Here is a 22,670-nt window from a genome sequence, read left to right on the forward strand (position 1 = left end):
CGGCCGGAGATGAAAGGGCGGGGGAAAGCGCTCTCTCTTTGTCTCGTCGGACCCGTTGACCTCGTAGTGGCACACCCTTACCTTTTCGGCGTTCGAGCCGTTCGTAATGACAGATGGTGTTCGCCATCTCGAACGCCCCCCGAGAGGCAGCCGTATGAGCCGCAACGACGACCTGCCGCATGTCCCCAGCCGAGGGCTGACGCCTGTCCCGAGCCGAGAGCTGACGCCTGTTCCGAGCCGAAGGCTGATGCTGAAGGGAGCCGCCCTGGCCGCGGGCGCCCTGGCCCTCCCCGCGACCCTGGCGACCGCGACCCCGGCGACCGCGTCCCCGAAAGCAGCCCCGTTCGTGAACCCGCTCGTCCGTCAGCGCGCCGACCCCTACATCCACCGGCACGCCGACGGCCACTACTACTTCACCGCCACCGTCCCCGAGTACGACCGCATCATCCTGCGCCGCTCCCGCACCCTCAACGGCCTTGCCACCGCGGCCGAGTCGGTGATCTGGACCAAGCACGCCACCGGCGTGATGGGCGCCCACATCTGGGCGCCGGAGATCCATCGCATCGGCGGCAAGTGGTACGTCTACTTCGCCTCCGCGCCCGCCGAGAGCGTCTGGGACATCCGCATCTGGGTCCTGGAGAACGCCAACTCCGATCCCTTCCAGGGCACTTGGGTGGAGAAGGGCCAGCTCAAGACCGCCTGGGAGACCTTCTCCCTGGACGCCACCACCTTCACCCACCGGGGCACCCGGTATCTCGCCTGGGCCCAGCACGAGCCCGGCATGGACAACAACACCGCCCTGTGGCTGTCGAGGATGGCGAACCCGTGGACCCTGACGGGCCCTCAAATACGCCTGTCCACACCGGAGTACGACTGGGAGACCATCGGCTACAAGGTAAACGAGGGCCCGGCCGTCATCGCCCGCCAGGGCCGGCTCTTCATGTCGTACTCGGCCAGCGCCACCGACTGGCACTACTGCATGGGCCTGTTGAGCATCGACGCGAACGCCGACCTCATGAACCCGGCGAGCTGGTCCAAGTCGCCGACCCCGGTCTTCACCAGCAACGACACCACCCGGCAGTACGGCCCCGGCCACAACTGCTTCACGGTCGCCGAGGACGGCCGCAGCGACGTCCTCGTCTACCACGCGCGCCAGTACAAGGAGATCACCGGCGACCCGCTGAACGACCCCAACCGCCACACCCGGATCCAGAGGCTCGGCTGGCACCCGGACGGCACCCCCGACTTCGGCGTCCCCGTGGCCGACACGGTGAAGGAGAGTGTGTGAGATGAGACGTGCGTACGCCGTGCTGCTCGCCCTGGTCTGTGCCCTCGCCGCCGCCCTGGTGACGGCGGGCCCGGCCCAGGCCGCCGCCCAGACCGTCACCAACGGCACCCAGTTCACCGACACTTCGGGCAACGTCGTGCACGCCCACGGCGGCGGGGTCATCAAGGTCGGCTCCTACTACTACTGGTTCGGCGAGGACCGCAACGCCGACAACACCTTCAAGTACGTGGACGCGTACCGCTCCACCGACCTGAAGACCTGGGAGTTCAGGAACCACGTCCTCACCCAGTCCAGCGCCTCCGAACTCGGCACCGCCTACATCGAGCGGCCCAAGGTCATCTACAACGCCTCCACCGGCAAGTTCGTCATGTGGATGCACAAGGAGAACGGCGTCGACTACAGCGAGGCCCGCGCGGCCGTCGCCGTCTCCGACACCGTCGACGGCAGCTACACCTACCAGGGCAGCTTCCAGCCGCTCGGCCAGTACATGTCCCGGGACATCACCACCTACGTCGACACCGACGGCACGGCCTACATGGTCTCCGCCGCCAACGAGAACTACGACCTGCACATCTACAAGCTCAACTCCGCCTACACCGGCATCGACAGCCTGGTCGCCAACCCCTGGGCGGGCGGCCACCGCGAGGCCCCCGCGCTGTTCAAGCGGGGCAGCGTCTACTTCATGCTGACCTCCGGCGCGACCGGCTGGAGCGCCAACCAGCAGCAGTACGCCACCGCCACCAGCCTCGCCGGCCCCTGGACGTCCTTCGCGAACGTCGGCGACTCCACGGCGTACAACTCGCAGACCGCCTACGTCCTGCCGGTGACCGGCACTTCGGGCACGTCGTACCTCTACATGGGCGACCGCTGGGGCAACTCCTTCGGCGGCACCGTCAACGACTCCCGGTACGTCTGGCTGCCGTTGACCTTCCCGACCTCCACCACGATGTCCATGTCCTGGTACCCGGAGGTCACCGTGGACACGACGGCCGGGACGATCGGCGGGACGAGCGCCACCTACAACACCCTGATCGCCCGCAACAGTTCGAAGTGCGCGGACGTCCCGAACCAGTCCCTGTGGCAGGGCGTGGCGATCAGCCAGTACACCTGCAACAGCGGCACGAACCAGAAGTGGTGGTTCAAGGACCTCGGCACCGGCTACTACGAACTCGTGGGCCGGGGCAGCTCCTTGTGCCTCCAGGAGAACGCCACGAACGTCACCCAGGAGAACTGCACTGACGCCACCGCCCAGCAGTGGAGCCTGACCACGTCGGGCAGTTACGTCCTCGTCAAGGCCCGCGCCAGCGGCGAGTGCCTCGACGTGAACGGCGCGTCCACCGCCAACTCCGCCGCGATCATCACGTACACCTGCAGCGGAGCGACCAACCAGCAGTGGACGCGCGGGACCTGAGCCGACGTCAGGCCAGGAGATCGATCGCGTCGATCGCCGTGCCGGCACTGAGGAAGGACGTCGATCCCGAGCCGCTCGCCACGTAGATCTTCAGCGTGTTGTACGCACCGGTGTCCGTCAGCCAGGCGGACGCCGGAACGCTGTAGGTGAACGTGTAGTTGTTGCCCCGGTAGGAGCCCACGGTCAGCGACCGGGTGCTCGGCTGGGTGGGCGGCGAGGGGACGGCGGAGGTCCAGGTGTCGTTGACGACGACCTGCGGCCGGCCGTTGGCGTAGGCCGTCGTCACCCCGATCCGCAGGGTGTGCGCGGCGGCGGCCTGGGCGGCGGTCAGCTTGAAGTACACGATGATCCCGCTGTTGACGTCCTTCCAGAGATAGCAGGGGAACGCCGAGGTCTCGGTGCCGCTGCCGATGACCACATTGCCGGTCCAGGCCGCGGCCCGGACGTCGGACGGATGGGCGTACGTCATCAGGGCCGCGTTCTTGAAGCCGCCGGGCGTGCCGTCCCAGTCGTTGATTCGCCAGATCGCGCTCGCGTTGGACGGGTCGTTGGAGGACGGGATCGCGATCGTGTTCAGCGTGGTCGTACCGCCGGCGGTGACCGCCACTGACGTGGTGTAGACGGCGAGTTCACCCTTGAAGACGGTCAACGTGTACGACCCCGGCAGGACTTGGCCAATGGAGAAGTAGCCGTCCGAGGAGCGGGCCGAACCCCAGTACTGCGCGGTGGAGTTGGCGAGCCCGACCGTGTACGCGTACGCGGTGTTCCGGCCGCTGATCCCGACACCCGCGACCCGGCCCCGGCCGCTCGCGGCGACGTAGCCGGAGATGCCGAGCGAATCTGCCCAGGAGGTGGTGAGGTTGGCGTGGTAGAGCGCGGAGGAGGGCGCGCCGCCGTCCGTGAACGCGATGACGTACGGGCCCTGGAGACCGAAGCGTTGGGCCTCCGTCTGGTTCTCGCCGTAGTACAGGATCTCGTACAGGCCGCCACCGCCGGCGCTCTGGTGGCGCAGCAGGGAGCGGTAGAACGGGCCGCCCGAGGCCTTCTCGTGGTTGGAGCGGACGACGTAGAGGCCGACGCTGCCGGTGCTCCAGCCGATGTAGTCGTAGTCGGCGACCCGCAGCTTCGAGTAGTGCTTGGAGCGGGTCTGGCCGTCGGACTTCTCGAAGACGTCCGAGGCCTCGATGGTGGTCGGCGCGTAAGTGTAGGAATCCGGCTCGTCGTTGAGGAACAGACCGGCCTTGACGCGCACGATGTAGCGGGTCGCGCTGACCGACGTGTCGGCCTTGTTGGTCCACAGATAGACGTTGTTCTCGCCGCTGCGGGCCGCGTAGTAGTGCTTCAGCGTGCCGTGCGTGACGGAGATCAGGATGGTCGTGCCGGACTGCGCGAGGGTCACCGTGGAGGCGCCGAGGCCGGACTCGACATGCGAGTTCATGCCGCCGTAGCCCTGGTACTCGGTGCCCTTGTAGACCAGCGAGGTCAGATCGCCGTTCGTCTTGCTGACCTTGAACACGAGGCTCGCGCCGGTGTCGACGACATAGTTCGAACCGTCGTCGCTCCAGCCGAAGCTCGCGGCCGACGCGGGCGTGGCGAGCGGACCGGCGAGCGCGGCCGTGACCGCGGCGGTGCCGGCGGCGGCCGCGCTGCCGAGCACGAAGGTGCGGCGGCCGACGGCTCTGTTCACGAGGTCGGACATGGGGGTGCCTCCTTCGGAAGCGGTGGGGGTGCGGGTGTCTGGCAGAGTGACACTTGAATCGATTCCGCGAAAGGGCTTTCTCGTTCTGGAGGTTGGCAGTTCTGTGAAATCGGTCGAGGGACTAGAAAGCGCTTGTGGTTAGCGGTACGGTCCCAGCCGCCAGGCGTGTCGACCTGTTCGAGGAGCCGTTAATGAGACGTTTCAATCTCGCCGTTTCGGTGGCGCTGATCCTCTGCACCGCCTTGACTGTCCTGATGGCCCTGACCACCTTGATCGCCGCGCCTGCCCAGGCTCACGTCGGCGGGCGCCACCTCGGCATCGAGAACTGCACGGCCACCGCCTGCCACTTCGACGTCCCGCCCGGCACGTACGACGTGCGGGTGCTGCTCGGCGGCACGTCCGCGTCGAGCACGAGCATCAGTGGCGAGACCCGGCGCTCCCTGCTCCCCGAGACGCCGGTAGCGGCCGGCGAGCGCGCGACCCGTTCCTTCACCGTGAACGTCCGCACCCCGGAGGGCGAACCGACCGGCCCCGACGGCGCAGCCGGCCTCGACCTCGTCCTCGGCGGCACGTCCCCGGCCCTCGCCGACATCCGCGTCACGCCCGCCCGGCACGCGCGGCAGATCCTCCTGGTCGGCGACTCGACCGTCTGCGACCAGCCCGGCGACCCCTACTCCGGCTGGGGCCAACAGCTGCCGCAATACCTGCGGTCGGGCCTGTCCGTAGCCAACTACGCGGACTCCGGCGAGAGTACGGTTACCTACCTGGGGAACCCGCAACTGTGGGGCACGGTGCGGCCGTTGATCCGCCCCGGCGACCTCGTCCTGATCCAGCTCGCCCACAACGACAAGACGACCGACGAGGCGACGTACCGTGCCAACTTGGAGACACTGGTGGCGGGCGTACGGGAGAAGGGTGGACGGCCGGTGCTGGTGACACCCGTCGTGCGGCGCTGGTTCAATGCGGACGGCACCCTGAACAACGACACCGCGCTACTGGTCAACGGGCTCGGCGTGAACCATCCTGCCGTCATCCGCTCGATAGCGGACGAACAGGACGTTCCGCTGATCGATCTGACGGACAGGACGAAGACTCTGGTGGAATCCCTCGGCGTGGAGGGCTCCAAGGCGATCTACTTGTACAACGAGAAGAGAGACAACACCCACACCTCCGTGCACGGCGCCACCGTGTACGCGGGCCTGGTGCGCGACGAGCTCGTCGCACGGCATCTGGTGCCCGCGGCCCTGGTGCGGGTGGGATGAAACCCTGGGGCGTCCCGACCGGAACCGGGGCGCCCCAGGCCTCAACGGAGAGAGCCGATGCAGTTGCCCGCCGAGGACCGCGCCCTGAGCCCGCGCACCGGCTACACCCGCGCGCATTGGGAGGCCGCCGCCGACGCCCTGCTCGCGGCGGTCGAGCCCCACGCGGTCGAGGGCGGCGCGCTCTACGACCTGCCCGGCGAGCACACCAGTTGGTCCGGCCGGCTCTCCGACGGCCTTGAGGGCTACGCCCGTACGCTGCTCCTCGCGGCCTTCCGCCGGGACGAGACGGCACTTGAGCGGTACGCCGACGGACTGGCGGCCGGCGTGGCGGGCGTCTGGCCCCGCGTCGAGGACCGCAGCCAGCCTCTGGTCGAGGCGTCGTCCATCGCCCTCGCCCTGCGCCTGACCCGCCCCCTGCTGTGGGACCGGCTCGACGACGGCGTACGACAGCGGGCGGCGGCCTGGCTCGGCGACGCCCTGACCGCCGAACCCTGGCCCTGCAACTGGGAGTTGTTCCCGGTCACCGTCGGCGGCTTCCTCCAGGAGATCGGCTACGAACCCGACGAGTCCCGCAAGGCGATCGACCGCGGCCTGGAACGCATCGAGGACTGGTACGTCGGCGACGGCTGGTACACCGACGGCGACGGCCGCAAGTTCGACTACTACAACGGCTGGGCGATGCACCTCTACCCGGTCCTGCACGCCTGGCTGGCCGACGACCCCCGCCTGCTGGCCCACTACGGCGACCGCCTCTCGCGCCATCTCACCGACTACGCCCACCTGTTCGGCGCCGACGGCGCCCCCATGCACCAGGGCCGCTCCCTCACCTACCGCTTCGCGACGACGGCCCCGCTGTGGCTGGGCGCACTGGTAGGCCGTACGCCGTTGCCGCCGGGGCAGACGCGACGGCTGGCCTCAGGCGCGCTCAAGTACTTCCTGGACCGGAACGCGGTCGACGACCGGGGCCTGCTGACCCTGGGCTGGCACGGCCCCAACTCGGCTCTGCTGCAAGGCTATTCGGGCCCGGCCTCCCCGTACTGGGCGAGCAAGGGCTTCCTAGGCCTGCTCCTCCCACCGGACCACGAGGTGTGGACGACCCAGGAGGAGTCGGGCCCGACGGAACGAGCGGACGCGGTCACACCGATCGCCCCCGCCAACTGGCTTCTCCAGTCCACGAGTTCGGACGGCGTGGTCCGTCTCCACAACCACGGCAGCGAGGACGTCCGCTACGACCCGTACTACACGCGGCTCGCGTACTCCACGGCGACGGAGCCCTCGGCGTCGTACGACAACAGCGTGATCGTCGGCGACGATCCGAGCCGCACGGAGATCGAACCGCTCGGCGTGGGCGACGGCTGGGTGGCATCCCGGCATGTGGCGGGTGGGGGAGCTCGGGTGACCAGCGTCGTGCTGGCCCAAGGGGCCGTGGAGGTGCGGGCGTTCCTGGTCTCCGACGCCGAGGCCGGGACCGCGGTACGGATCACCGGATGGTCGGCGGGCGACGGACTGCGCTCGCAACTCCTGCCTGTCGCGGGGCTGTCGAGTGATCCCGACGCGCAATCGCCGGACGAGGGCGACGAACACGGCACGGCGCCCGCCGAGTTGACCGGCGTGATCGGCACGGAGCCGGCCCTCTTCATCGCGCTGGCCAGACTCACCGCCGAGCCGGCTCCGGCACCGCCGACGGAAGCGGTCAGGGTGGACGTGACCGGGCCGGACATGTTCGTCGTCCATTGGACGGGCGGACCTGTGCGCGAGGTGCGGCTGGAGGCGGGGCGGGTCACGGTCTCCAGTTGACCTTGAACGGGCGTTGCGAGCCGCAGTGTTCGCCCAAGTCCTCTCCTCGTGGGTTCGGGCAGGATGAGGATCATGGGTGGGAGAGACGAACAGATCGCATGGCTAGCGCGCGCCGGGCTGGAGCTCGTGGGGGACTGGGGAGACTGGCGGGCCGAGGGCGTGCCGCCGTCGGTCGTCGCGTGGCGGTATGTCGTCGCGGGGGCGGCGGAGCCGGTGGTGCGTGTGCCGCTCGGTCGGGCCGATCTCGGTGCGGAGCTCAACGCGCGGTGGCACCGGCTGGCTTCAGAGGTCGGGATGCTCGCCGGGGACGGGGTGTTCCTGGTCGACTCCGTCGGCGGCCCGACCACGGACTGGGCCCGGGTGCGGCTCACCGGGGCGTGGGATCTGGCCGGGGTGGTGGGGGCGGGGTTCGTCACGATGTCGGTCGACGGGGATGTCCTGGTGGGGGTCGTGGCCGGGGAGCGCGACGTGCGGGTCGTCGCCGTCGAGGGGTTCCGTGCGCTGCGGGAGGCGGCGGCACGGGCGATCGGTGAGGAGAGCGATCAGGAACGGGCCGACGCCTGGGCGCGGTTGTTCCGTGGGACGGAGCCCGGCGAGAAGGTGCTCGACGCCTGGGCGCGGGGGCTCTCGCTCAATCCGGCCACCCCGAACGACCTGCGGTCCCGACTGGTGGAGCGGTCCCACTACGGGGTGTACAGCCCCCTGCCGACGGAGGTGGTGGACGCCCTGCTCGCCCACCCCGACCGGAACCTGCGGCTGCGTACGGCCGAGTGCCAGCCGAACATCACCCCCGAGCAGTGGTCCCGCACGATCCGCGCCGCGCAGGGCGAGCGTGAGCGTTGGATCCTCACCCTGCTGGCGGCGGAGCGGCGGGCCGAACTGCCCGCCGACCTCCTCCGCCCGCTCGCCGCCGACCCCTCCGCGCGCGTCCGCTCCGAGGCCGCCCGCTGCGCCGGTCTGCCCGCCGACCTGGCGGTGGAGTTGGCCAGAGATCCCGATGGTGGTGTGCGGAAGGTCGCCTGTGCTGTCGCCTGGCCGTATCTCGAAGTCTCCGCGCGGCAGGCGCTGTTGGGGGACCCCGAGGGCAGGGTGCGTATCGAAGCCCTCCTGCTGCACCACCGGGACGAGCCGATGTCCCGTGCGGTGTACGAGGCGCAGGACGCGGCGGAGCGGGTGCTGGAGACCTGCCGACTGGAGCGCGATCTCGCTGAGCAGTTGGCACGGCACGGCGAACCGGACGAACGCCGCGACCTCGCCCGCAATCCGCGTCTCGATGCCGACCTGGTGGCCCTCCTCGCCGAGGATCCCGACGCCGACGTCCGCTACCAGGTGTCCGTCCGCTCCGACCTCACCGAGGATCAACGCGCCCGTATCTCCGTCGAGTTCGAGTCGGGGGGCCGCTACCGCACCCTCGACTGGGTCGTCGACCTGCATCACGACGAGGAGGCCATGCGTCGCCTCGCCGCGTCCTCGCACTTCCTGGTCCGCCGCAGTGTCGCCCGCGCCCGGCACCTCCCGCCCGATGTCGTCGCCCGCCTCGCCCGCGACGAGGACCGTGTCGTCCAGCTCTTCCTCGCCGAGTCCTGTGACGACGCGCCGGCCGACATGCTGATGAGGGTGTGGCAGTGGTGGGACGGCAGCCTCACCGTCCCCGACCGCCCGCGCGGGCACCCGAACTTCCCCCGCGAGGGCCTCCTCGCCTACGCCGACGACCTGAACCCCCGTATGCGCAGGCTGGTCCTCGACGACCCCGAGTCCACCCCCGAGGACGTGGAACGGCTCAGCCGGGACCGCAGCGACGAGGTCCGCCACCGCGCCGCCACCGACCCCCGGCTGTCACCCGCCGCCGCGGCACGCCTGCTGGAGGACCCGTACGACCACATCCGCAGCGCCGCGGCCCGCCACCCCCGGCTCCCCGCCACGATCCTGACCCGCCGGCTGCGGGGCGAAGGCGACGCCGAGACCGCCGCCCGCAACCCGGCCGTACCGGTGGAGGTCATGTACCGCATGGCAGACCGGATCAGCGCGTCCGCCGAGGCCACCGAGTGACCACCCCGCACGTCGCCTACGGTGTCACGGGCACGTAGGCCCCGATCAGCGCACCGGTCGCATCGAAAAGTTGCCGCGCGCTTCGCGGCGAAGAGGGCCGCGGACTGTCGTCGCACGCGTTGCCCCCAACCACCCGCGCCGCCGAGAATCCCTCCCATGACCTCCACCATCCGCCACGTGACCATCGACTGCGCCGACGCCTACGCGGTCGCCCACTTCTGGTCCCAGGCCCTGGACCTGCCGCTCGCCGAGGAGGACCGGCCCGGCGACGAGGAGGCGCTCATCGAGGACGCGGGTCTGCTCTTCGTCACCGTCCCCGAGTCCAAGACCGTCAAGAACCGCGTGCACTTCGACCTCCAGCCCGCCGACCGCACCCGTGACGAGGAGGTCCAGCGCCTCATCGACCTCGGCGCCACGGTTGTCGACGACCAGCGCACGGGGGACGGCGACGGGTGGGTCGTGCTGTCCGATCCTGAGGGCAACGAGTTCTGTGTGGAGCGCAGTGCGGCGGAGCGGGGGTACTGAGGGAGCGACCTGTCTCACAGCGCTCCGGTGGGCCATCCTGGTAGAGTCGAGACTTTCTTGGGTATCACACCCTTTGGACTCATCACCGGCGAGGGACCGAGGAACCATGGACATGGAGATCCCCGGCGACAGGCGCCTCGCGGCGGCCGTCGTGATGGACGACGACGACCGTGTGCTGCTCGTGCGCCGGAGCGAGAAGGAACGGTTCCTGCCCCGGGTGTGGGGTGTGCCGTGCGGCAAGCTGGAGCCGGGGGAGAGTCCCGAGGCCGGTGTGCTGCGTGAGCTCAAGGAAGAGACGGGGCTGCGCGGCGAGATCGTCGCCCGGATCGGTGAGTCCTCCTTCGTGAGCGAGTACCGCGGGCACGAGATCAAGAACTGGCAGCAGAACTTCCGGGTGCGCCTGCTGTCCGACCCCGACGAGATCAAGCTCCCCGAGGCCGACCAGGACAGCAAGTGGCTCAGTCTGCAACGGCTGACCGAGGTCGACATCGACGACTACAACCTCGACGTCATCCGCCAGGCGTTCTCGTACTGACCCGTCGAGCGATCTTGTACTGACCCGTCGAGCGCTCACGCACTCCTGAGCAGCTCTGCCAATCCCCGCAGCGCCTCCAGATACTCCTCCGGGTCCAACGGCACCTTCGGCACCGCCCCCGGATGAGGCCCCGCCGCAGTGAACACGTCGGTGTGCTCGCGGCGTTCGCTGCCCGTCTCCAGGAACAGCGTCACCGTCGGCTCGTCCGTCTCGCACCACGCGCGGTGCAGGGTGTGCGCGGGGAGGGCGTAGGAACTGCCCGCCGCGTACTGGCCCACATGGGTCAGGCGTAGTCGCGCCGGGCCGGTCGGTTCCAGGAGCCAGTCCGCCGAGCCCTCGTCGAGGGACTCCTCGTAGCGGGCGGCCGCGATACCCCCGTCACCGCGCTCGACCTCGTACAACTCCATCGCGAGCCTGCCGAGGACGATGTAAGAGGCGAGCGGCGAGCGGTGGTTGTGGATGTCCTCCTCGCCGACCGCGCCCGAACCCCGGTGCCACAGATGGGCGCGGAGCATATGGCGCGGGCCGCCGTCGATCAGCAGGAGCTTGTCGAAACCGAGGACGTGGCGGTACGACAGCCGCGCGCACCAGTCGGGATCGCCCTCACCGCAGGCGAGTTCGGCGATCAGCTCCAACAGCCGTTCCCGCATGCCCAGTTCGGCCACGACCGAGCGGGCCGCGTCGGCCAGCCGGCGCTCCGGCAGCTCCCCGTCCAGCGTCTCGGTCAGTAATCGCCGTGCCGCCAGAACCTGCCGACCGCCCATGCACTCCTCCTCAACGACCGCCCCCGTGCGCCGAGTTCGGTCAACTGGTCTCGTCCTGCCGATATACCCATACGGCATGTGCGCGCAGCGCCGATAGTCCCTGGTAGGTCATCCACATGGGATGGCGCAGTTCGCTGTTCTCGATCCGTCCCCAGGACCAGATGCCGTCGGTCTGCGCGGCCCACACCGTGGCGGCGGCCCGCTCCAGCAGTTCCCGCCATGCCGTTTCGAGGCCGTCCTGCTCGGCGACCTCCCTGGCCCCCGGGGTCATCAGCGCGCGCAGGGTCCAGGAGGCGGTGAAGTGCCGTACGTTCAGCACCTCGTGGCGCGAGGGGTCGTCCGAGCGGGGCCGGCGCACCTCCTCGCGCAGGTTCCGCAGATCCTGGGCCGGGTCCGGGCAGGCCAGCAGCCAGCGGACGCCGTCCTCCCGGGCGGACTTCGCGGCGGCGCCCTCGCCGAGGATCCGGGCGGTCCGGTCCAGAGCCACCACGGCCTGCGCGGTGTGCAGCGCGGACGGCAGTCCGTACGGCGGGTCGAGCCGGTAGCTCCAGCAGCGCAGATGGTCGCGGCGCGGGTCGCTGACAGCGCCGTCGACGAGGGACTCGCGCAGCCGGGGCAGGACGTCGGAGTGGGGCGCGGCGCGCAGCAGTCCGCGCAGCACGGTCGTCACGACGTGGGTCGACTCCCGTCCGGGGCGGTCGAGTTCATGGGTGAAGCCGGCCGTGCACCGGCCGACCTCCGCCGCGACCCGTTCGCTGGACGCGCCCGCGCGGGCCAGTACGCCCAGCACGAGTGCCGTGATCTCGGGCCGCGGTTCGGTCCCCTGCGAGCGTGCCGACCAGCCGCCGCCGGGCAGCCGCAGCCGCCACAGAGTGTCGACCAGGTCGCCGGTGCTCAGCCGGCCGTCGGGGACGCCGAGGTCGAGCATGATGTGCAGGCCGTACGCGGTGCCCAGCGCGGTGGGGCGGGACGGGGCGCTCTCGCCGAGGGAGTGCGTCCAGCCGGTGAGCAGGCCGCGGGCCGGGTCCTCGACGACGGACACCTGGGTGACGAGGGCGTGGTGGGCGGCGGCGAAGATCTGAGGGAGCGGGCCGGGCGTGCCGAGGGCCGGGGCCACGGGGGCCGCGGGGAGGGCGTCCGCCCGGCCGACCGCCGCGCGGGCCCGGACCAGCGCCGCCGCCAGCCAGGCCGCCGCGGCTGTGCCGATCCCGCAGACCGTGGAGATCAGATACCTGGCCGTCTCCCCGCCGAGCGAGTCGGGCAGCAGACCGAACAGGAACTGGAACACCACGTACCCGGCGGTCGCGCAGCCGAGGCTGCCCAGCCAACCCACGAAGCGCGCGGCCTCACTTGAGCCGCCCGGCGCCGGGTCGGTGCTGTCGTCGGATCTCAAAGGACCGCGTCCCAGCTGCTGTTGAGACAAGGCGCGCTCCCTCCCCCGGGGCGGCACGTGACCATCGCGAAGATTCCAGTCTAAGTGGTCAGCGGGACAGCTGTGGCATCGACCGGAAGCGCCCCCTCGACCTGGTGAACTTCAGCGGTTCGGCTGCTTCCTGGGCCAGTTCTCCAGCGCGATGTGCAGCGCCGCCACGGCCTGCTCCCACGACCTGCGCACATCACGCGGGGCGCCGAAACCGCCGGTGGCCTCCAAGGCGCAGTAGCCGTGGAAGGTGGCGCGCAACAGGCGCACGGCGTCGGTCAGATCGGGTTCCTCCAGGCCGTAGGCGCGGAGCATGCCGTAGGTGATCTCGGCGGTACGGCGGAAGGCGGGGGTGTCGGCGATGAGGGCCTGGTCGATCCGCAGCTGCGTGGCGGCATAGCGGCCCGGCCGCTCAAGGGCGTACTCCCGGTAGGCGTCGGCGAAGGCGGCCAGCGCGTCCTTGCCGGCCCGGCCGACCACGGCCTCGGCGATACGGTCGATCAACTCGCCGCCCGCCAGGAGGGCGACGCGAGTGCGCAGATCCTGGGCGTTCCTGACATGGACGTACAGGCTCGCGTCCTTCACGCCGAACCGGCGGGCCAGGGCGGACAGGGTGACGTTCTCGAAACCGACCTCGTCGGCGAGGTCGGCGGCCGCCGCGACGACACGCTCGGTGGTGAGCCCGGCTCGGGCCATGCGTCACTCCCTGTGAACCTAGGAATCCCAGGCCGGAGCCTACTTGGTGCAGGTCGTAAGGGGCTCAAGGCGGATACGCCCCATGTCATGTCGCCCAGTACGCGGGAGAGTTGAGGCAAAAGGTAAGAGAGAGGTGAGACGCCGTGCGGGAGACTCCCGGAGATCATCCCTCGGTGGTCCGGAATTCATCTTCCCCCTCAATTCTCCTCACGCGACGTGGTCGCGTCGCGGAAGGCAGCCGCAGAAGGCAGCGGCATCGGGAGGGTTTCATGGGGCACGGGCACACACACGGACCGCACCACCACGGTCATGACCACGGGCACGACCACGGCCACTCGCACGACGGGGCGACGGCTCCGCTGCCCGCCGCCTTCGACACCTCCGTGCCCGACGAGGCCCTGTCCCCCGAGCAGTCCTCGCGCCGCGCGATGCTGCGCCGGGCCGGTCTGCTCGGCGCGGGCCTGGCCGCCGGGAGCGTGATGGCCGGCGCCGCCGGTGCCGCGCCCGCGTACGCGTCCCCCGCGTCGTCGGCCTCCTCCTCCAACAGCCGCCGCAAGAACGGCTTCCTGTGGCTGGCCGGCGACCACCACATCCACACGCAGTACAGCAGCGACGGCAAGTACCGCGTCGCCGACCAGGTCCGCCAGGGTGCCCGGCACGGCCTGGACTGGATGGTCATCACCGACCACGGCAGCGTGGCGCACGCCAAGATCGGCGTGGACAAGGTGAACCCGGACATCGTCGCCGCCCGTGACGCCTACGACGACACCCTCGTCTTCCAGGGCCTGGAGTGGAACATCCCGGGCGCCGAGCACGGCACGGTGTTCGTGCACCCGGGCCGCAACGAGGTCTCCGTCCTCAAGCAGTTCGAGAACGACTACGACGGCAGCGTCAAGAACGCCTCCGGCTCCTCGCCCGCCAACGAGGCCCTCGCGGTGGCGGGGCTCGCCTTCCTCGGCGAGCAGGTCAAGCAGCGCAAGGTCAAGGACGCGCTGATGCTCGCCAACCACCCGGCGCGGCGCGGTGTCGACTCGCCGCACGAGATCCGCGCCTGGCGCGACGCGACCTCCCGCGACCACCAGATAGCCGTCGGCTTCGAGGGTGCGCCCGGCCACCAGGCCGCCGGTCTGCCCGCGCCGTTCGGTCCGGGCCGCGCCCGGGGCATCTACGACAACAACCCCAGCGTCGACTCCTTCGCCGGCTACCCGCTGGAGAGTTACCGCACCTGGGGCGGCTTCGACTGGATGACCGCCACGGTCGGCGGCCTGTGGGACAGCCTGCTCGCCGAGGGCCGGCCCTGGTGGATCACCGCCAACTCCGACTCCCACCAGATCTACGCCGACACCGCGGCGCGTGGCACCGGTGGCAACTTCGACACCGACGGCCGCTACCCGGACCCGATCTACAACGGCCAGATCGACATCACCCAGGGCGACTTCTGGCCCGGCCACTACAGCCGCACGCACGTCGGCTCCGAGGACTTCTCCTACGGATCCGTCATGGACGGCATCCGCGCCGGCCGCGTCTGGGTCGACCACGGCCAGCTGATCAGCGGCCTCGACGCGCGGCTGTCGGGCGGCAGCCGCTGGGCCACGCTGGGCGGCGCGCTGCACGTCCGCAAGGGCACCCGCGTCACCCTCACCGTGGACGTGGCACTGGCCGGCGGCCCCAACTGGGCGGGCTTCACCCCGAAGTTGGCCCGCGTCGACGTCATCCAGGGCGATGTCACAGGCCCGGTCGCGGACAAGGACACCTTCACCGCGCCGACGGCCAAGGTCGTCAAGACGTACGAGGTCAACAAGTCCACCGGCACGGTCCGGCTCAGCTACGACCTCGGCCGCGTCGACACCCCGCGGTACGTGCGCCTGCGCGGTAGCGACGGCAACCGGTCCGCCGTCGGCGCGCTGGGCGCGGCGGTCGACCCGGCCGGTCCGGCGATCGACGTCGTCGGCTCGGCCGACCCGTGGAAGGACCTCTGGTTCTACTCCAACCCCGTGTGGGTCCTGCCCTCGTGACCTCGTACGCCCTCACGGTGGACGCCGGCCTGCGCGACCTGGCCGCCGCCGACCACCTGCTCCACACGCTGGCCGCCGAACTCGCCCTCCCCGAGGGCGTGTTCGGCTGCACGCACCTGATCCGCGACGACCGCCCACGGGTCGCAGTGTCCCTCACCCTGCCCTCGGAGCCCCTCCTGCGCACCGCCCTGGAGAGGCTCACGGGGGCGGGCCACGAGGCGACCCCCGGCACCCCGGACGACCTGGGCCGCGCGGTCCTCTTCCCGGGCGCCGCGACCCTCACCGGCACGGTGACGATCGCGGACCTGCTCTCCGCCTCCGCGATCGACAGGGTCACCGTCCTGGGCACACCGGGCGAACCCGCCCCGGACACCCGCCTGGTGACCCGGGACCACGTCCGCCCGCAGTGGACACCGTCCGGGGAACTGGTCCTCACGGCGATGCCGGCGGCGGACGACACGCTCGTTCCGTTCGAGGTGCCGGATCCGACGCCCTGCTGCGCGGACCACTGACCGTGACGACGCCGGAGCCACCGGCGTCGTCAACCGTTCACCCCCGTGTAGTGGTTCAGGCTCCAGCGCCACAGGACCCGCCCCGCCAGATACGCGACGAGGCCCAGCAGCGGTGATGCCGCCGCCAGCCAGTACGGCGTCCCCGTCGAGTGGCCGTGGCCCGTGAGGACCGCTGCCGGGAAGTAGGCGACGAAGGCGAGCGGGAGGCCGTAGGTGAGGAAGCCGCCCACCGCTCGCGGGAGGACGTTGAGCGGGTAGCTGCCGAAGGTGCCCAGGAGTTCCTCCAGCCAGCGGCCCCAGTAGTCCGCGGCCGGGAAGCGCAGGGACGCGGAGGCCACCACCGTGAACAGGGCCGCCTCCAGGAGCATCCCGCCGAGTACGGCCGCGATCAGGTACGAGATCCGGCCTGCTGTCCAGTGCAGGTCGCTGCGGCTGATCGCGCCCACCATCAGGCCCGTCGCCACGGTCAGGTCGCCGATCGCGTTGGTCGGGAAGTACTGGAGCTGGATCTGGCGGTAGACCGGCATCGGGCGGAGCAGGTAGGCGTCGATCTTGCCTTCCTGGATGTGTCGGCCGAGGCCGTGCACCCGGCCCAGGAGCAGCACGAACAGGCCGTGCGCCAGCATGCGCGTGGCCGGGATGAGCAGGACGTCCGAGCTGTCCCAGCCGCCCATCCCGGTGAACCGGGTCAGCAGCACGGTCGCGAAGACGATCACCGAGACCTGCCAGATCGCGCCGATCGCGATCATCATCATGAACTCGGTGCGGTACTCCAGCTGGGCACGGAAGTTGAGACGCGTGATGCGCCACATGATCCGGACGGCGTTCATGGGCCTCAACCTCCTTGGGAGACGACACGGCGGGCGGCTCGCCGCCACAGGAATCGGGTGAGCATGCCGAGGACCACGACCCAGGCCGCCTGCAGGGCCAGTTGGGCGGCCGCGTCGGACAGCGGGATGCGGCCGACGTACAGCGAGAGCGGCACGCTGAGGGTTGCCTGGAAGGGCAGGAAGGCGCTCAGGGTGATGAACCAGTCGGGGAAGAACCACAGTGGCGCGTACACCCCGGACAGCAGGTTCTGCGCGAAGATCAGGATCATGATCGCGGCGTCGTTGCGCAGCGTCCAGAAGCACAACTGGTCGATGAGCAGCATGACGTAGTGCAGCACCCACTGGCCGAGGAGCAGGCTGAGCGCGAACACCCCGGTCACCGCGGCCGACTTGGGCGGTTCGACCACCCCGGCCGCCAGGCAGATCACGTAGCCCGCGAACGCCCAGGCGAAACCGTAAAGTTGCTCGCCCAGCGCGCGCAGTGCGTAGTAGCGGTGCGGGGGGAGCGGGCGCAGGTACCAGTAGACGATCGTGCCGTAGTGCAGGTGCTGCACGACCGAGTCCCGAGCCGCGTACTGATCCAACTCCCGCAGCCGGGAGGCGAGTACGGCCAGCACGGCGTACGTCACCGCCTGGTCGCGGGTCAGGCCCGCCGTCGTGCCGGTGTGCGCGTACAGGCCGTGCCACAGGGACGCGACCAGCACGATCTGCACCGTCAGCCGCAGCACGGCCGCGGTGATCCGGGGCGGTGTGTACAGCTCGCCCAGCGGGGTGACGCGCATCGCGCGCCAGGCGTACAGGCTCGTCATCTCAGACCGCCTCGGCCCGGGCCTGCACGTACGCCGCCCGCATCACGTCCTCCAGGTCCGCCTCGTCGACGGCGACGCCCGTCACCTCGTACCGCTCGATGACCAGCTTCAACGCCTTGTGGACCGTCGGAGCGGCCGGACCGTCCGGCCCGAACACCACCTGCGGGCCGTCCCGGCGCACCAGCGCGATGCCAGGCAGCGGACCGACCGGCGTGTGCGGATCGGCCAGCGTCGCCCGCACCTGCCACGTCGAGCCGAACCGGCCGCGGATCTCGTCGAGCGTGCCGTCGAGCACCAGCCGCCCGTGGTTGATCAGCACCACCCGCTCGGCCAGCCGCTCGACCTCCGTCATGTCGTGCGTGGTGAGCAGGACCGTGCGCCCCCGCTCCTCCACCTGGTGCCGCAGGAACTCCCGTACCTGCTCCTTCACCACCACGTCCATGCCGATCGTCGGCTCGTCGAGGAAGACGACCATGGGGTCGTGCAGCAGCGCGGCGGCCAGGTCGCAGCGCACCCGTTGGCCGAGGGAGAGATGGCGGACGCGGGTGTCCCAGAAGGCGGACAGTTCGAGGATGTCGTCGAACTCCCGCAGCCGGGCCGCGTGTTCGGCCCTGGGCACTTCGTAGATGTCCCGCAGGATCGCGAACGACTCGCGCACCGGCAGGTCCCACCACAGCTGGGTGCGCTGCCCGAACACCGCGCCGATGTTACGGGCGTTGCGTTCCCGTTCCTGGTACGGCACCACGCCCGCGACCCGGGCCTCGCCCGAGGTGGGCGTGAGGATGCCGGTGAGCATCTTGATGGTGGTGGACTTGCCGGCGCCGTTCGGGCCCAGCAGGGCGAGGAGTTCGCCCTGGGCAACGTCGAAGGTGATGTCGGAGACGGCGTGTTTGACGGCCCGCTCCGGATTGACCAGGGAGCGGAGCGCGCCCGTGAAACCCGGGCGGCGGACGGTGGTGTGGAAGGTGCGGGACAGCCCGCGGACCTCGATGCTGCCGATCACTCGACGAACCTCCGGGTGAGCTGGATCAGCCAGACAGTGGCCGCGAGCGAGGCGGCGGAGAGCGCGGCAAGCAGCCAGGGGACCGCGTGGATGCCCCAGGCCTCGATGCCCACGCCCAGCAGTGGCGGCGCTGCCACTCCGCCGATCATCGACGCGGCGATGACCCAGGCACCGGCACGCTTCGCCTGGGGAAGCGCCCTGTTCAGCCAGGGCAGTCCGGTCGGGAAGACCGGCGCGATGAACAACCCAACACCCGCGTACGCCACCGGCGCCACTCCTTTTATCAGCGCCAAAAGCAGGCACACCGTCATGCCGGTCGCGCAGATCGTCAGGATGCGCTCGGGGGAGTACTTCAACGCGAGCGGTACGACGAGGAAGCGGCCCACCGTCATCATCAGCCAGTACACGGAGGTCGCCGAGGCGGCCGCCGTCGCACTGTGGCCGACGGTCTCCAGGTGGGTGGGCTCCCAGCCGCCGACGCCCAACTCCACGGCCACATTGAGGATGTAGAGGGCGAGGAAACCGACGAGGACACGGGAGAGACCGAGGCCGGGTGCCGTCCCGCCGACCGGCGGTTCCACATCGACCGCCTTCGTCCGTACGCCACTCGACCCCGGCACGATCAGCGCCACCGCCAGCACCGCGCACGCCCCGAAGGCGTACGGGTACGAGTCCGGACCCAGCCACGCCACCACCGCCGGGCCGAGCACCGCCCCGATGCCGAAATGGGCGTTCAGGACGTTCAGCATGGCCGTGGAGCGGTCGCCGAAGCCGGCCGCGAACAGCAGGTTGAGGCCGTAGTCGACACCGCCGAAGCCGAGCCCGCCCAGGAAGGCGGCGGCCAGCGCGAACGGCCAGTTCGGGGCGAGCGCGAAGCCCGCCGCGCCCAGCGCCATCAGGACGTAACTCGCCGAAAGCAGCGTCCTGTTGCTGATCCGGGAGTGGATCGCGTTGAAGGCGAGTACGCCCGCGACCCCGCCCGTGAAGTGCAGGCTCAGGCCGAGTCCGGCGCCCGAGGGGGACAGGCCGAACTCCTCGCGCAGACCCGGCACCGACGGGCCGTACAGCGCCTGGAACATGCCGATGAGGACGAAGCCGAGACAGGACGCGGCCGCGGCCGGCCGGGTGAAGAGCCGGCCGGCCGCGGGGGCTATGAGGCCCCTGTCGCTCAACTGGGTTCCGAGAACACGAAGGAGAACTCGGCGGGCTCCGCCCGCAGGTAGTACTGCGGCAGCGGGCCCGGACCGCAGGACTGCGAACCGATGCCGTGCAGCCCGTGGTCGAGGTTCACCCACACCGTGTCACCGGGTGTGAGATCCGGGAGATGGGTGGCCGCCGCCAGCTGCTCGGTCGTCCAGCGCCTGGCGGTGAAGGAGAACTCCGGGTCGCCGTCGATCCGCAGCCCGCCGATCTCCGCCCACCGCACGTCGGCCCGCGCGCCGTTCTCCTGCGGACGCACGTACGGCGTCTGGAGCTCGTCGACGGTCGCGTCCCAACGGGCCAGTCGGGAAGCCGACTTGGTGTCCGGGTAGCCCTCGCCCGGACCGCCGCCGAACCACCGCACCCGGTCCGCCGAACCGTCGATACCGAAGCGCACGCCGAGCCGCGGCAGCGGCACGGTCCAGTCGCCCTCGGGCCCCACGGACACCGTCAGCCGCAGCCGGTCGCCGTCGGAGGTCCAGCGGTACACCGTGCTCAGGCCCACCTCCCAGGCGGCCGGCGCGACCCGGGTACGGACGGTCAGCGCGTCCTCGCCGACCTCCACCGCGTCCAGCCGGTGCCGCATGCGGTGCAGGCCCAACTTGCGCCACAGCAGCCCGTACCGCGTGTCCGACTGCCACTCGGCGCCGTCGTCGTTGTCCGTCGGGGCCCGCCACACGTCCAGCCGCAGGCCGGTCACGTGCACCCCGCCGATCGTGCGCAGTTCGCCGGTGCGGGCGTCGAAGGTGGCCGGGCCGAGGGTGATCAGCCGCTCTCCGACAACAGGCGCGTCGGACGCGGCGAGGGACGGCAACGGCCGCGCGGAGAACGCCACTTGGCCCCACGCCACCTCGTGCCCCTTCGGCGCCCACAAGGTGTCCTCGGCGAGCAGCGCCCGTACCGTCCATCCCGTCTCGGCGCCCCGGCCGTCCGGTGCCCCGGGCAGCTTGACGTCCGCGGACTCGCCGGCCGCGAGTGCGGGCACGGACAAGCTGCCCAACTCGACCGTCTCGCCGTCCACTTGGTAAGACCACTCAAACGCGAACGCGGACAGATCGGCGAAGTCCTGCTTGTTCGTGATCCGAACCGTGCCGTCCGAACCGTCGCCCTCGATGCCTACCGGCTCGATGACCTTCTTGAACTCGACGAGCCCCGGGGAGGGTTGCCGGTCCGGGAAGACGAGACCGTCGCAGACGAAGTTGCCGTCGTGCAGCTCCTCGCCGAAGTCGCCGCCGTAGGCGAAGCCCAGCTCCTCGTGCTTGATACCGTGGTCGATCCACTCCCAGATGAAGCCGCCCTGGAGCCGCTCGTGCGCCTCGAACAGCCGCTGGTAGTCGGCGATCCCGCCGGGGCCGTTGCCCATGGCGTGCCCGTACTCGCAGAGGATGAAGGGGAGTTGACGACTCTTGTGCGTGCCCCCGTCCAACTCCTTGCCGATCCTTTCGACTTCCTCGTGGAAGGCGTACATCCGCGAGTACATGTCGGTGTCACGGCAGTCGATGTCGCCCTCGTAGTGCACGAGCCGTGAGCGGTCACGGTCGTGGATCCACTCGGCCATCGCGGTCAGTCCGCGACCGGTGCCGGCCTCGTTGCCCAGCGACCAGATGACCACCGAGGGGTGGTTCTTGTCCCGCTCGACCATGCGGGAGGCGCGGTCCAGGAGGGCCGGGGTCCAGCGGTCGTCGTCGACGGGGTTGTCGCGCCAGGCCTGCTCCACGAAGCCGTGGGTCTCCAGGTCGCACTCGTCGATCACCCACAGCCCGTACTCGTCGCACAGGTCCAGGAAGGCCGGGTGCGGCGGGTAGTGCGAGGTGCGGACGGCGTTGAGGTTGTGCCGCTTCATCAGGAGCACGTCCGCGCGCATGGTCTCCAGGTCGAGTGCGCGGCCCTTCTCGGGGTGCCACTCGTGCCGGTTGACTCCCTTGAAGAGCAGGGGAGTTCCGTTGACCTTGATCAGCCCGTCCTCCAGTACGACGGTACGGAAACCGACGCGCAGCGGCACCCGCTCGCCCTCGGTGACCAGCTCGCCGTCGTACAGCACGGGGCTCTCGGCGGTCCACGGCCGCACCGGCACCGTGACCGTCTCCCCGGTCGCGACATCGATGTCCAGGCCGGGCACGGACACCCGCCCGTCGACGTCGGAGTCGACACGCAGGGTGCCCTCGCCGGTGACATGGTCGTAGGAGGCGTGCACGAAGTGGTCGAGGACGGCGCCCGCCGGGCGGTGCAGCAGGGTCACGTCACGGAAGATGCCCGGCAGCCACCACTGGTCCTGGTCCTCCAGGTAGGAGCCGGCCGACCACTGGTGCACGCGGACGGCGAGCACGTTGCCGCTCGGCCTGAGCAGATGCCCGACCGCGAACTCGTGCGGCAGCCGGGAGCCCTTGAACTCCCCGATGTCCGTGCCGTTGAGCCAGACCCGCGCGCAGGACTCCACGCCGTCGAAGCGCAGCACGACCCCGCCCTCGGACAGGTCCGGCCAGTCCGCGGGCAGGTCGAAGACGCGCAGGTGGTCGCCGGTCGGGTTCTCCGTCGGCACGTGCGGCGGGTCGACCGGGAAGGGGTAGAGGTGGTTGGTGTAGATGGGCGAGCCGAACGCGCCGTCGCCCTGGAGGACCCAGTGACCGGGGACCTGGACCTCGGCCCAGTCCCCGGCGTCGAACCCGGGCTCGGCGAACGCGTCGTCCTCGGCGTCGGCCGTCGCCGACACCCGCAGGCTCCACGCGCCGTTCAGGGACAGAGAAGCGGCGTCCGAGGACGCGTACCAGGCGCGGGGCGGGAGGGCCCCGCTGCCGGGTGCGACGTCCTCGACGTAGTCGACGGCCGTTGGTGTGCGGAAAGACATCGGACTCCAG

Annotated in this window: 18 protein-coding genes; 9 read left to right on the forward strand and 9 right to left on the reverse strand. The window is 70.5% G+C overall.

Features of this window, described 5'->3' with window-relative positions; all coding sequences use genetic code 11:
* The first annotated feature begins 154 nt into the window (after positions 1 to 154).
* Together ACWDR3_RS10615 and ACWDR3_RS10620 are read left to right on the forward strand one after the other, a co-directional pair.
* A complete protein-coding gene (locus tag ACWDR3_RS10615) occupies positions 155 to 1,288 on the forward strand; it encodes a glycoside hydrolase family 43 protein (RefSeq protein ID WP_450352089.1) in 1,134 nt (377 codons plus the stop codon).
* Position 1,289: 1 nt separating this feature from the next.
* Positions 1,290 to 2,699 carry an RICIN domain-containing protein gene (locus ACWDR3_RS10620; protein ID WP_450352090.1) on the forward strand — a complete coding sequence of 470 codons (1,410 nt, stop codon included), beginning with the start codon at positions 1,290 to 1,292 and terminating at the stop codon, positions 2,697 to 2,699.
* Between the two features lie 7 nt (positions 2,700 to 2,706).
* Here ACWDR3_RS10620 and ACWDR3_RS10625 read toward each other — a convergent pair whose 3' ends face one another.
* The gene (locus ACWDR3_RS10625) at positions 2,707 to 4,398 is read right to left on the reverse strand and encodes a rhamnogalacturonan lyase B N-terminal domain-containing protein (protein WP_450352091.1); all 1,692 of its coding nucleotides are present in this window, start codon (positions 4,396 to 4,398) and stop codon (positions 2,707 to 2,709) included.
* A gap of 191 nt (positions 4,399 to 4,589) precedes the next feature.
* Here ACWDR3_RS10625 and ACWDR3_RS10630 point away from each other — a divergent pair, with 191 nt between their 5' ends.
* From ACWDR3_RS10630 to ACWDR3_RS10650, 5 genes are all read left to right on the forward strand, one after another.
* Complete coding sequence (locus tag ACWDR3_RS10630) at positions 4,590 to 5,660, forward strand: rhamnogalacturonan acetylesterase (protein WP_450352092.1); 1,071 nt, start codon at positions 4,590 to 4,592, stop codon at positions 5,658 to 5,660.
* A gap of 57 nt (positions 5,661 to 5,717) precedes the next feature.
* Entirely contained in the window at positions 5,718 to 7,457 is a 1,740-nt protein-coding gene (locus tag ACWDR3_RS10635) for a DUF2264 domain-containing protein (protein ID WP_450352093.1), read from the forward strand.
* Between the two features lie 72 nt (positions 7,458 to 7,529).
* Positions 7,530 to 9,506: a PE-PGRS family protein gene (locus ACWDR3_RS10640; RefSeq protein WP_450352094.1), complete on the forward strand. Its 1,977-nt coding sequence runs from the start codon at positions 7,530 to 7,532 to the stop codon at positions 9,504 to 9,506.
* Positions 9,507 to 9,662: 156 nt separating this feature from the next.
* Positions 9,663 to 10,031 (forward strand): VOC family protein, encoded by a 369-nt coding sequence (locus ACWDR3_RS10645; RefSeq protein ID WP_450352095.1) that lies wholly within the window; start codon positions 9,663 to 9,665, stop codon positions 10,029 to 10,031.
* Between the two features lie 106 nt (positions 10,032 to 10,137).
* Positions 10,138 to 10,566 (forward strand): NUDIX hydrolase, encoded by a 429-nt coding sequence (locus ACWDR3_RS10650; RefSeq protein ID WP_450352096.1) that lies wholly within the window; start codon positions 10,138 to 10,140, stop codon positions 10,564 to 10,566.
* A 35-nt stretch (positions 10,567 to 10,601) separates the two neighbouring features.
* Here the strand turns inward: ACWDR3_RS10650 and ACWDR3_RS10655 are convergent, their stop codons facing one another.
* The 3 genes from ACWDR3_RS10655 to ACWDR3_RS10665 form a co-directional block, all read right to left on the reverse strand.
* Positions 10,602 to 11,330, reverse strand: a complete 729-nt coding sequence (locus ACWDR3_RS10655) for a hypothetical protein (protein ID WP_450352097.1) — start codon at positions 11,328 to 11,330, stop codon at positions 10,602 to 10,604.
* Positions 11,331 to 11,370: 40 nt separating this feature from the next.
* The gene (locus ACWDR3_RS10660; protein ID WP_450352098.1) at positions 11,371 to 12,753 is read right to left on the reverse strand and encodes a hypothetical protein; all 1,383 of its coding nucleotides are present in this window, start codon (positions 12,751 to 12,753) and stop codon (positions 11,371 to 11,373) included.
* 111 nt (positions 12,754 to 12,864) lie between these two features.
* On the reverse strand, positions 12,865 to 13,446 hold the full coding sequence (locus ACWDR3_RS10665; protein ID WP_450352099.1) for a TetR-like C-terminal domain-containing protein: 582 nt from the start codon (positions 13,444 to 13,446) through the stop codon (positions 12,865 to 12,867).
* A 269-nt stretch (positions 13,447 to 13,715) separates the two neighbouring features.
* Here ACWDR3_RS10665 and ACWDR3_RS10670 point away from each other — a divergent pair, with 269 nt between their 5' ends.
* Positions 13,716 to 15,461, forward strand: a complete 1,746-nt coding sequence (locus ACWDR3_RS10670) for a PHP domain-containing protein (protein ID WP_450352100.1) — start codon at positions 13,716 to 13,718, stop codon at positions 15,459 to 15,461.
* Positions 15,458 to 15,973, forward strand: coding sequence for a hypothetical protein (locus ACWDR3_RS10675; protein WP_450352101.1), 516 nt, complete (start codon positions 15,458 to 15,460; stop codon positions 15,971 to 15,973). The genes ACWDR3_RS10670 and ACWDR3_RS10675 overlap by 4 nt, the downstream gene beginning before the upstream one ends.
* Positions 15,974 to 16,002: 29 nt before the next feature.
* Here ACWDR3_RS10675 and ACWDR3_RS10680 read toward each other — a convergent pair whose 3' ends face one another.
* The 5 genes from ACWDR3_RS10680 to ACWDR3_RS10700 are packed head-to-tail and all read right to left on the reverse strand — an operon-like array spanning position 16,003 to position 22,660.
* A complete protein-coding gene (locus ACWDR3_RS10680; RefSeq protein WP_450352102.1) occupies positions 16,003 to 16,803 on the reverse strand; it encodes an ABC transporter permease in 801 nt (266 codons plus the stop codon).
* A 5-nt stretch (positions 16,804 to 16,808) separates the two neighbouring features.
* Positions 16,809 to 17,612, reverse strand: coding sequence for an ABC transporter permease (locus ACWDR3_RS10685; protein ID WP_450352103.1), 804 nt, complete (start codon positions 17,610 to 17,612; stop codon positions 16,809 to 16,811).
* Between the two features lies 1 nt (position 17,613).
* On the reverse strand, positions 17,614 to 18,615 hold the full coding sequence (locus tag ACWDR3_RS10690; RefSeq protein ID WP_450352104.1) for an ABC transporter ATP-binding protein: 1,002 nt from the start codon (positions 18,613 to 18,615) through the stop codon (positions 17,614 to 17,616).
* Positions 18,612 to 19,787: an MFS transporter gene (locus ACWDR3_RS10695; RefSeq protein WP_450352105.1), complete on the reverse strand. Its 1,176-nt coding sequence runs from the start codon at positions 19,785 to 19,787 to the stop codon at positions 18,612 to 18,614. The genes ACWDR3_RS10690 and ACWDR3_RS10695 overlap by 4 nt, the downstream gene beginning before the upstream one ends.
* Positions 19,784 to 22,660: a glycoside hydrolase family 2 TIM barrel-domain containing protein gene (locus ACWDR3_RS10700; protein ID WP_450352106.1), complete on the reverse strand. Its 2,877-nt coding sequence runs from the start codon at positions 22,658 to 22,660 to the stop codon at positions 19,784 to 19,786. The genes ACWDR3_RS10695 and ACWDR3_RS10700 overlap by 4 nt, the downstream gene beginning before the upstream one ends.
* Positions 22,661 to 22,670: the final 10 nt, after the last annotated feature.

The sequence above is a fragment of the Streptomyces sp. NPDC001002 genome, assembly GCF_053599215.1.

Bases quoted from the DNA above. Each gene is read 5' to 3' on its own strand.
- ACWDR3_RS10615 (WP_450352089.1), top strand. From the start codon at position 155: ATGAGCCGCAACGACGACCTGCCGCATGTCCCCAGCCGAGGGCTGACG.
- ACWDR3_RS10645 (WP_450352095.1), top strand. From the start codon at position 9,663: ATGACCTCCACCATCCGCCACGTGACCATCGACTGCGCCGACGCCTAC.
- ACWDR3_RS10630 (WP_450352092.1), top strand. From the start codon at position 4,590: ATGAGACGTTTCAATCTCGCCGTTTCGGTGGCGCTGATCCTCTGCACC.
- ACWDR3_RS10700 (WP_450352106.1), bottom strand. From the start codon at position 22,660: ATGTCTTTCCGCACACCAACGGCCGTCGACTACGTCGAGGACGTCGCA.
- ACWDR3_RS10665 (WP_450352099.1), bottom strand. From the start codon at position 13,446: ATGGCCCGAGCCGGGCTCACCACCGAGCGTGTCGTCGCGGCGGCCGCC.
- ACWDR3_RS10625 (WP_450352091.1), bottom strand. From the start codon at position 4,398: ATGTCCGACCTCGTGAACAGAGCCGTCGGCCGCCGCACCTTCGTGCTC.
- ACWDR3_RS10670 (WP_450352100.1), top strand. From the start codon at position 13,716: ATGGGGCACGGGCACACACACGGACCGCACCACCACGGTCATGACCAC.
- ACWDR3_RS10680 (WP_450352102.1), bottom strand. From the start codon at position 16,803: ATGAACGCCGTCCGGATCATGTGGCGCATCACGCGTCTCAACTTCCGT.
- ACWDR3_RS10620 (WP_450352090.1), top strand. From the start codon at position 1,290: ATGAGACGTGCGTACGCCGTGCTGCTCGCCCTGGTCTGTGCCCTCGCC.
- ACWDR3_RS10635 (WP_450352093.1), top strand. From the start codon at position 5,718: ATGCAGTTGCCCGCCGAGGACCGCGCCCTGAGCCCGCGCACCGGCTAC.
- ACWDR3_RS10655 (WP_450352097.1), bottom strand. From the start codon at position 11,330: ATGGGCGGTCGGCAGGTTCTGGCGGCACGGCGATTACTGACCGAGACG.
- ACWDR3_RS10685 (WP_450352103.1), bottom strand. From the start codon at position 17,612: ATGACGAGCCTGTACGCCTGGCGCGCGATGCGCGTCACCCCGCTGGGC.
- ACWDR3_RS10650 (WP_450352096.1), top strand. From the start codon at position 10,138: ATGGACATGGAGATCCCCGGCGACAGGCGCCTCGCGGCGGCCGTCGTG.
- ACWDR3_RS10640 (WP_450352094.1), top strand. From the start codon at position 7,530: ATGGGTGGGAGAGACGAACAGATCGCATGGCTAGCGCGCGCCGGGCTG.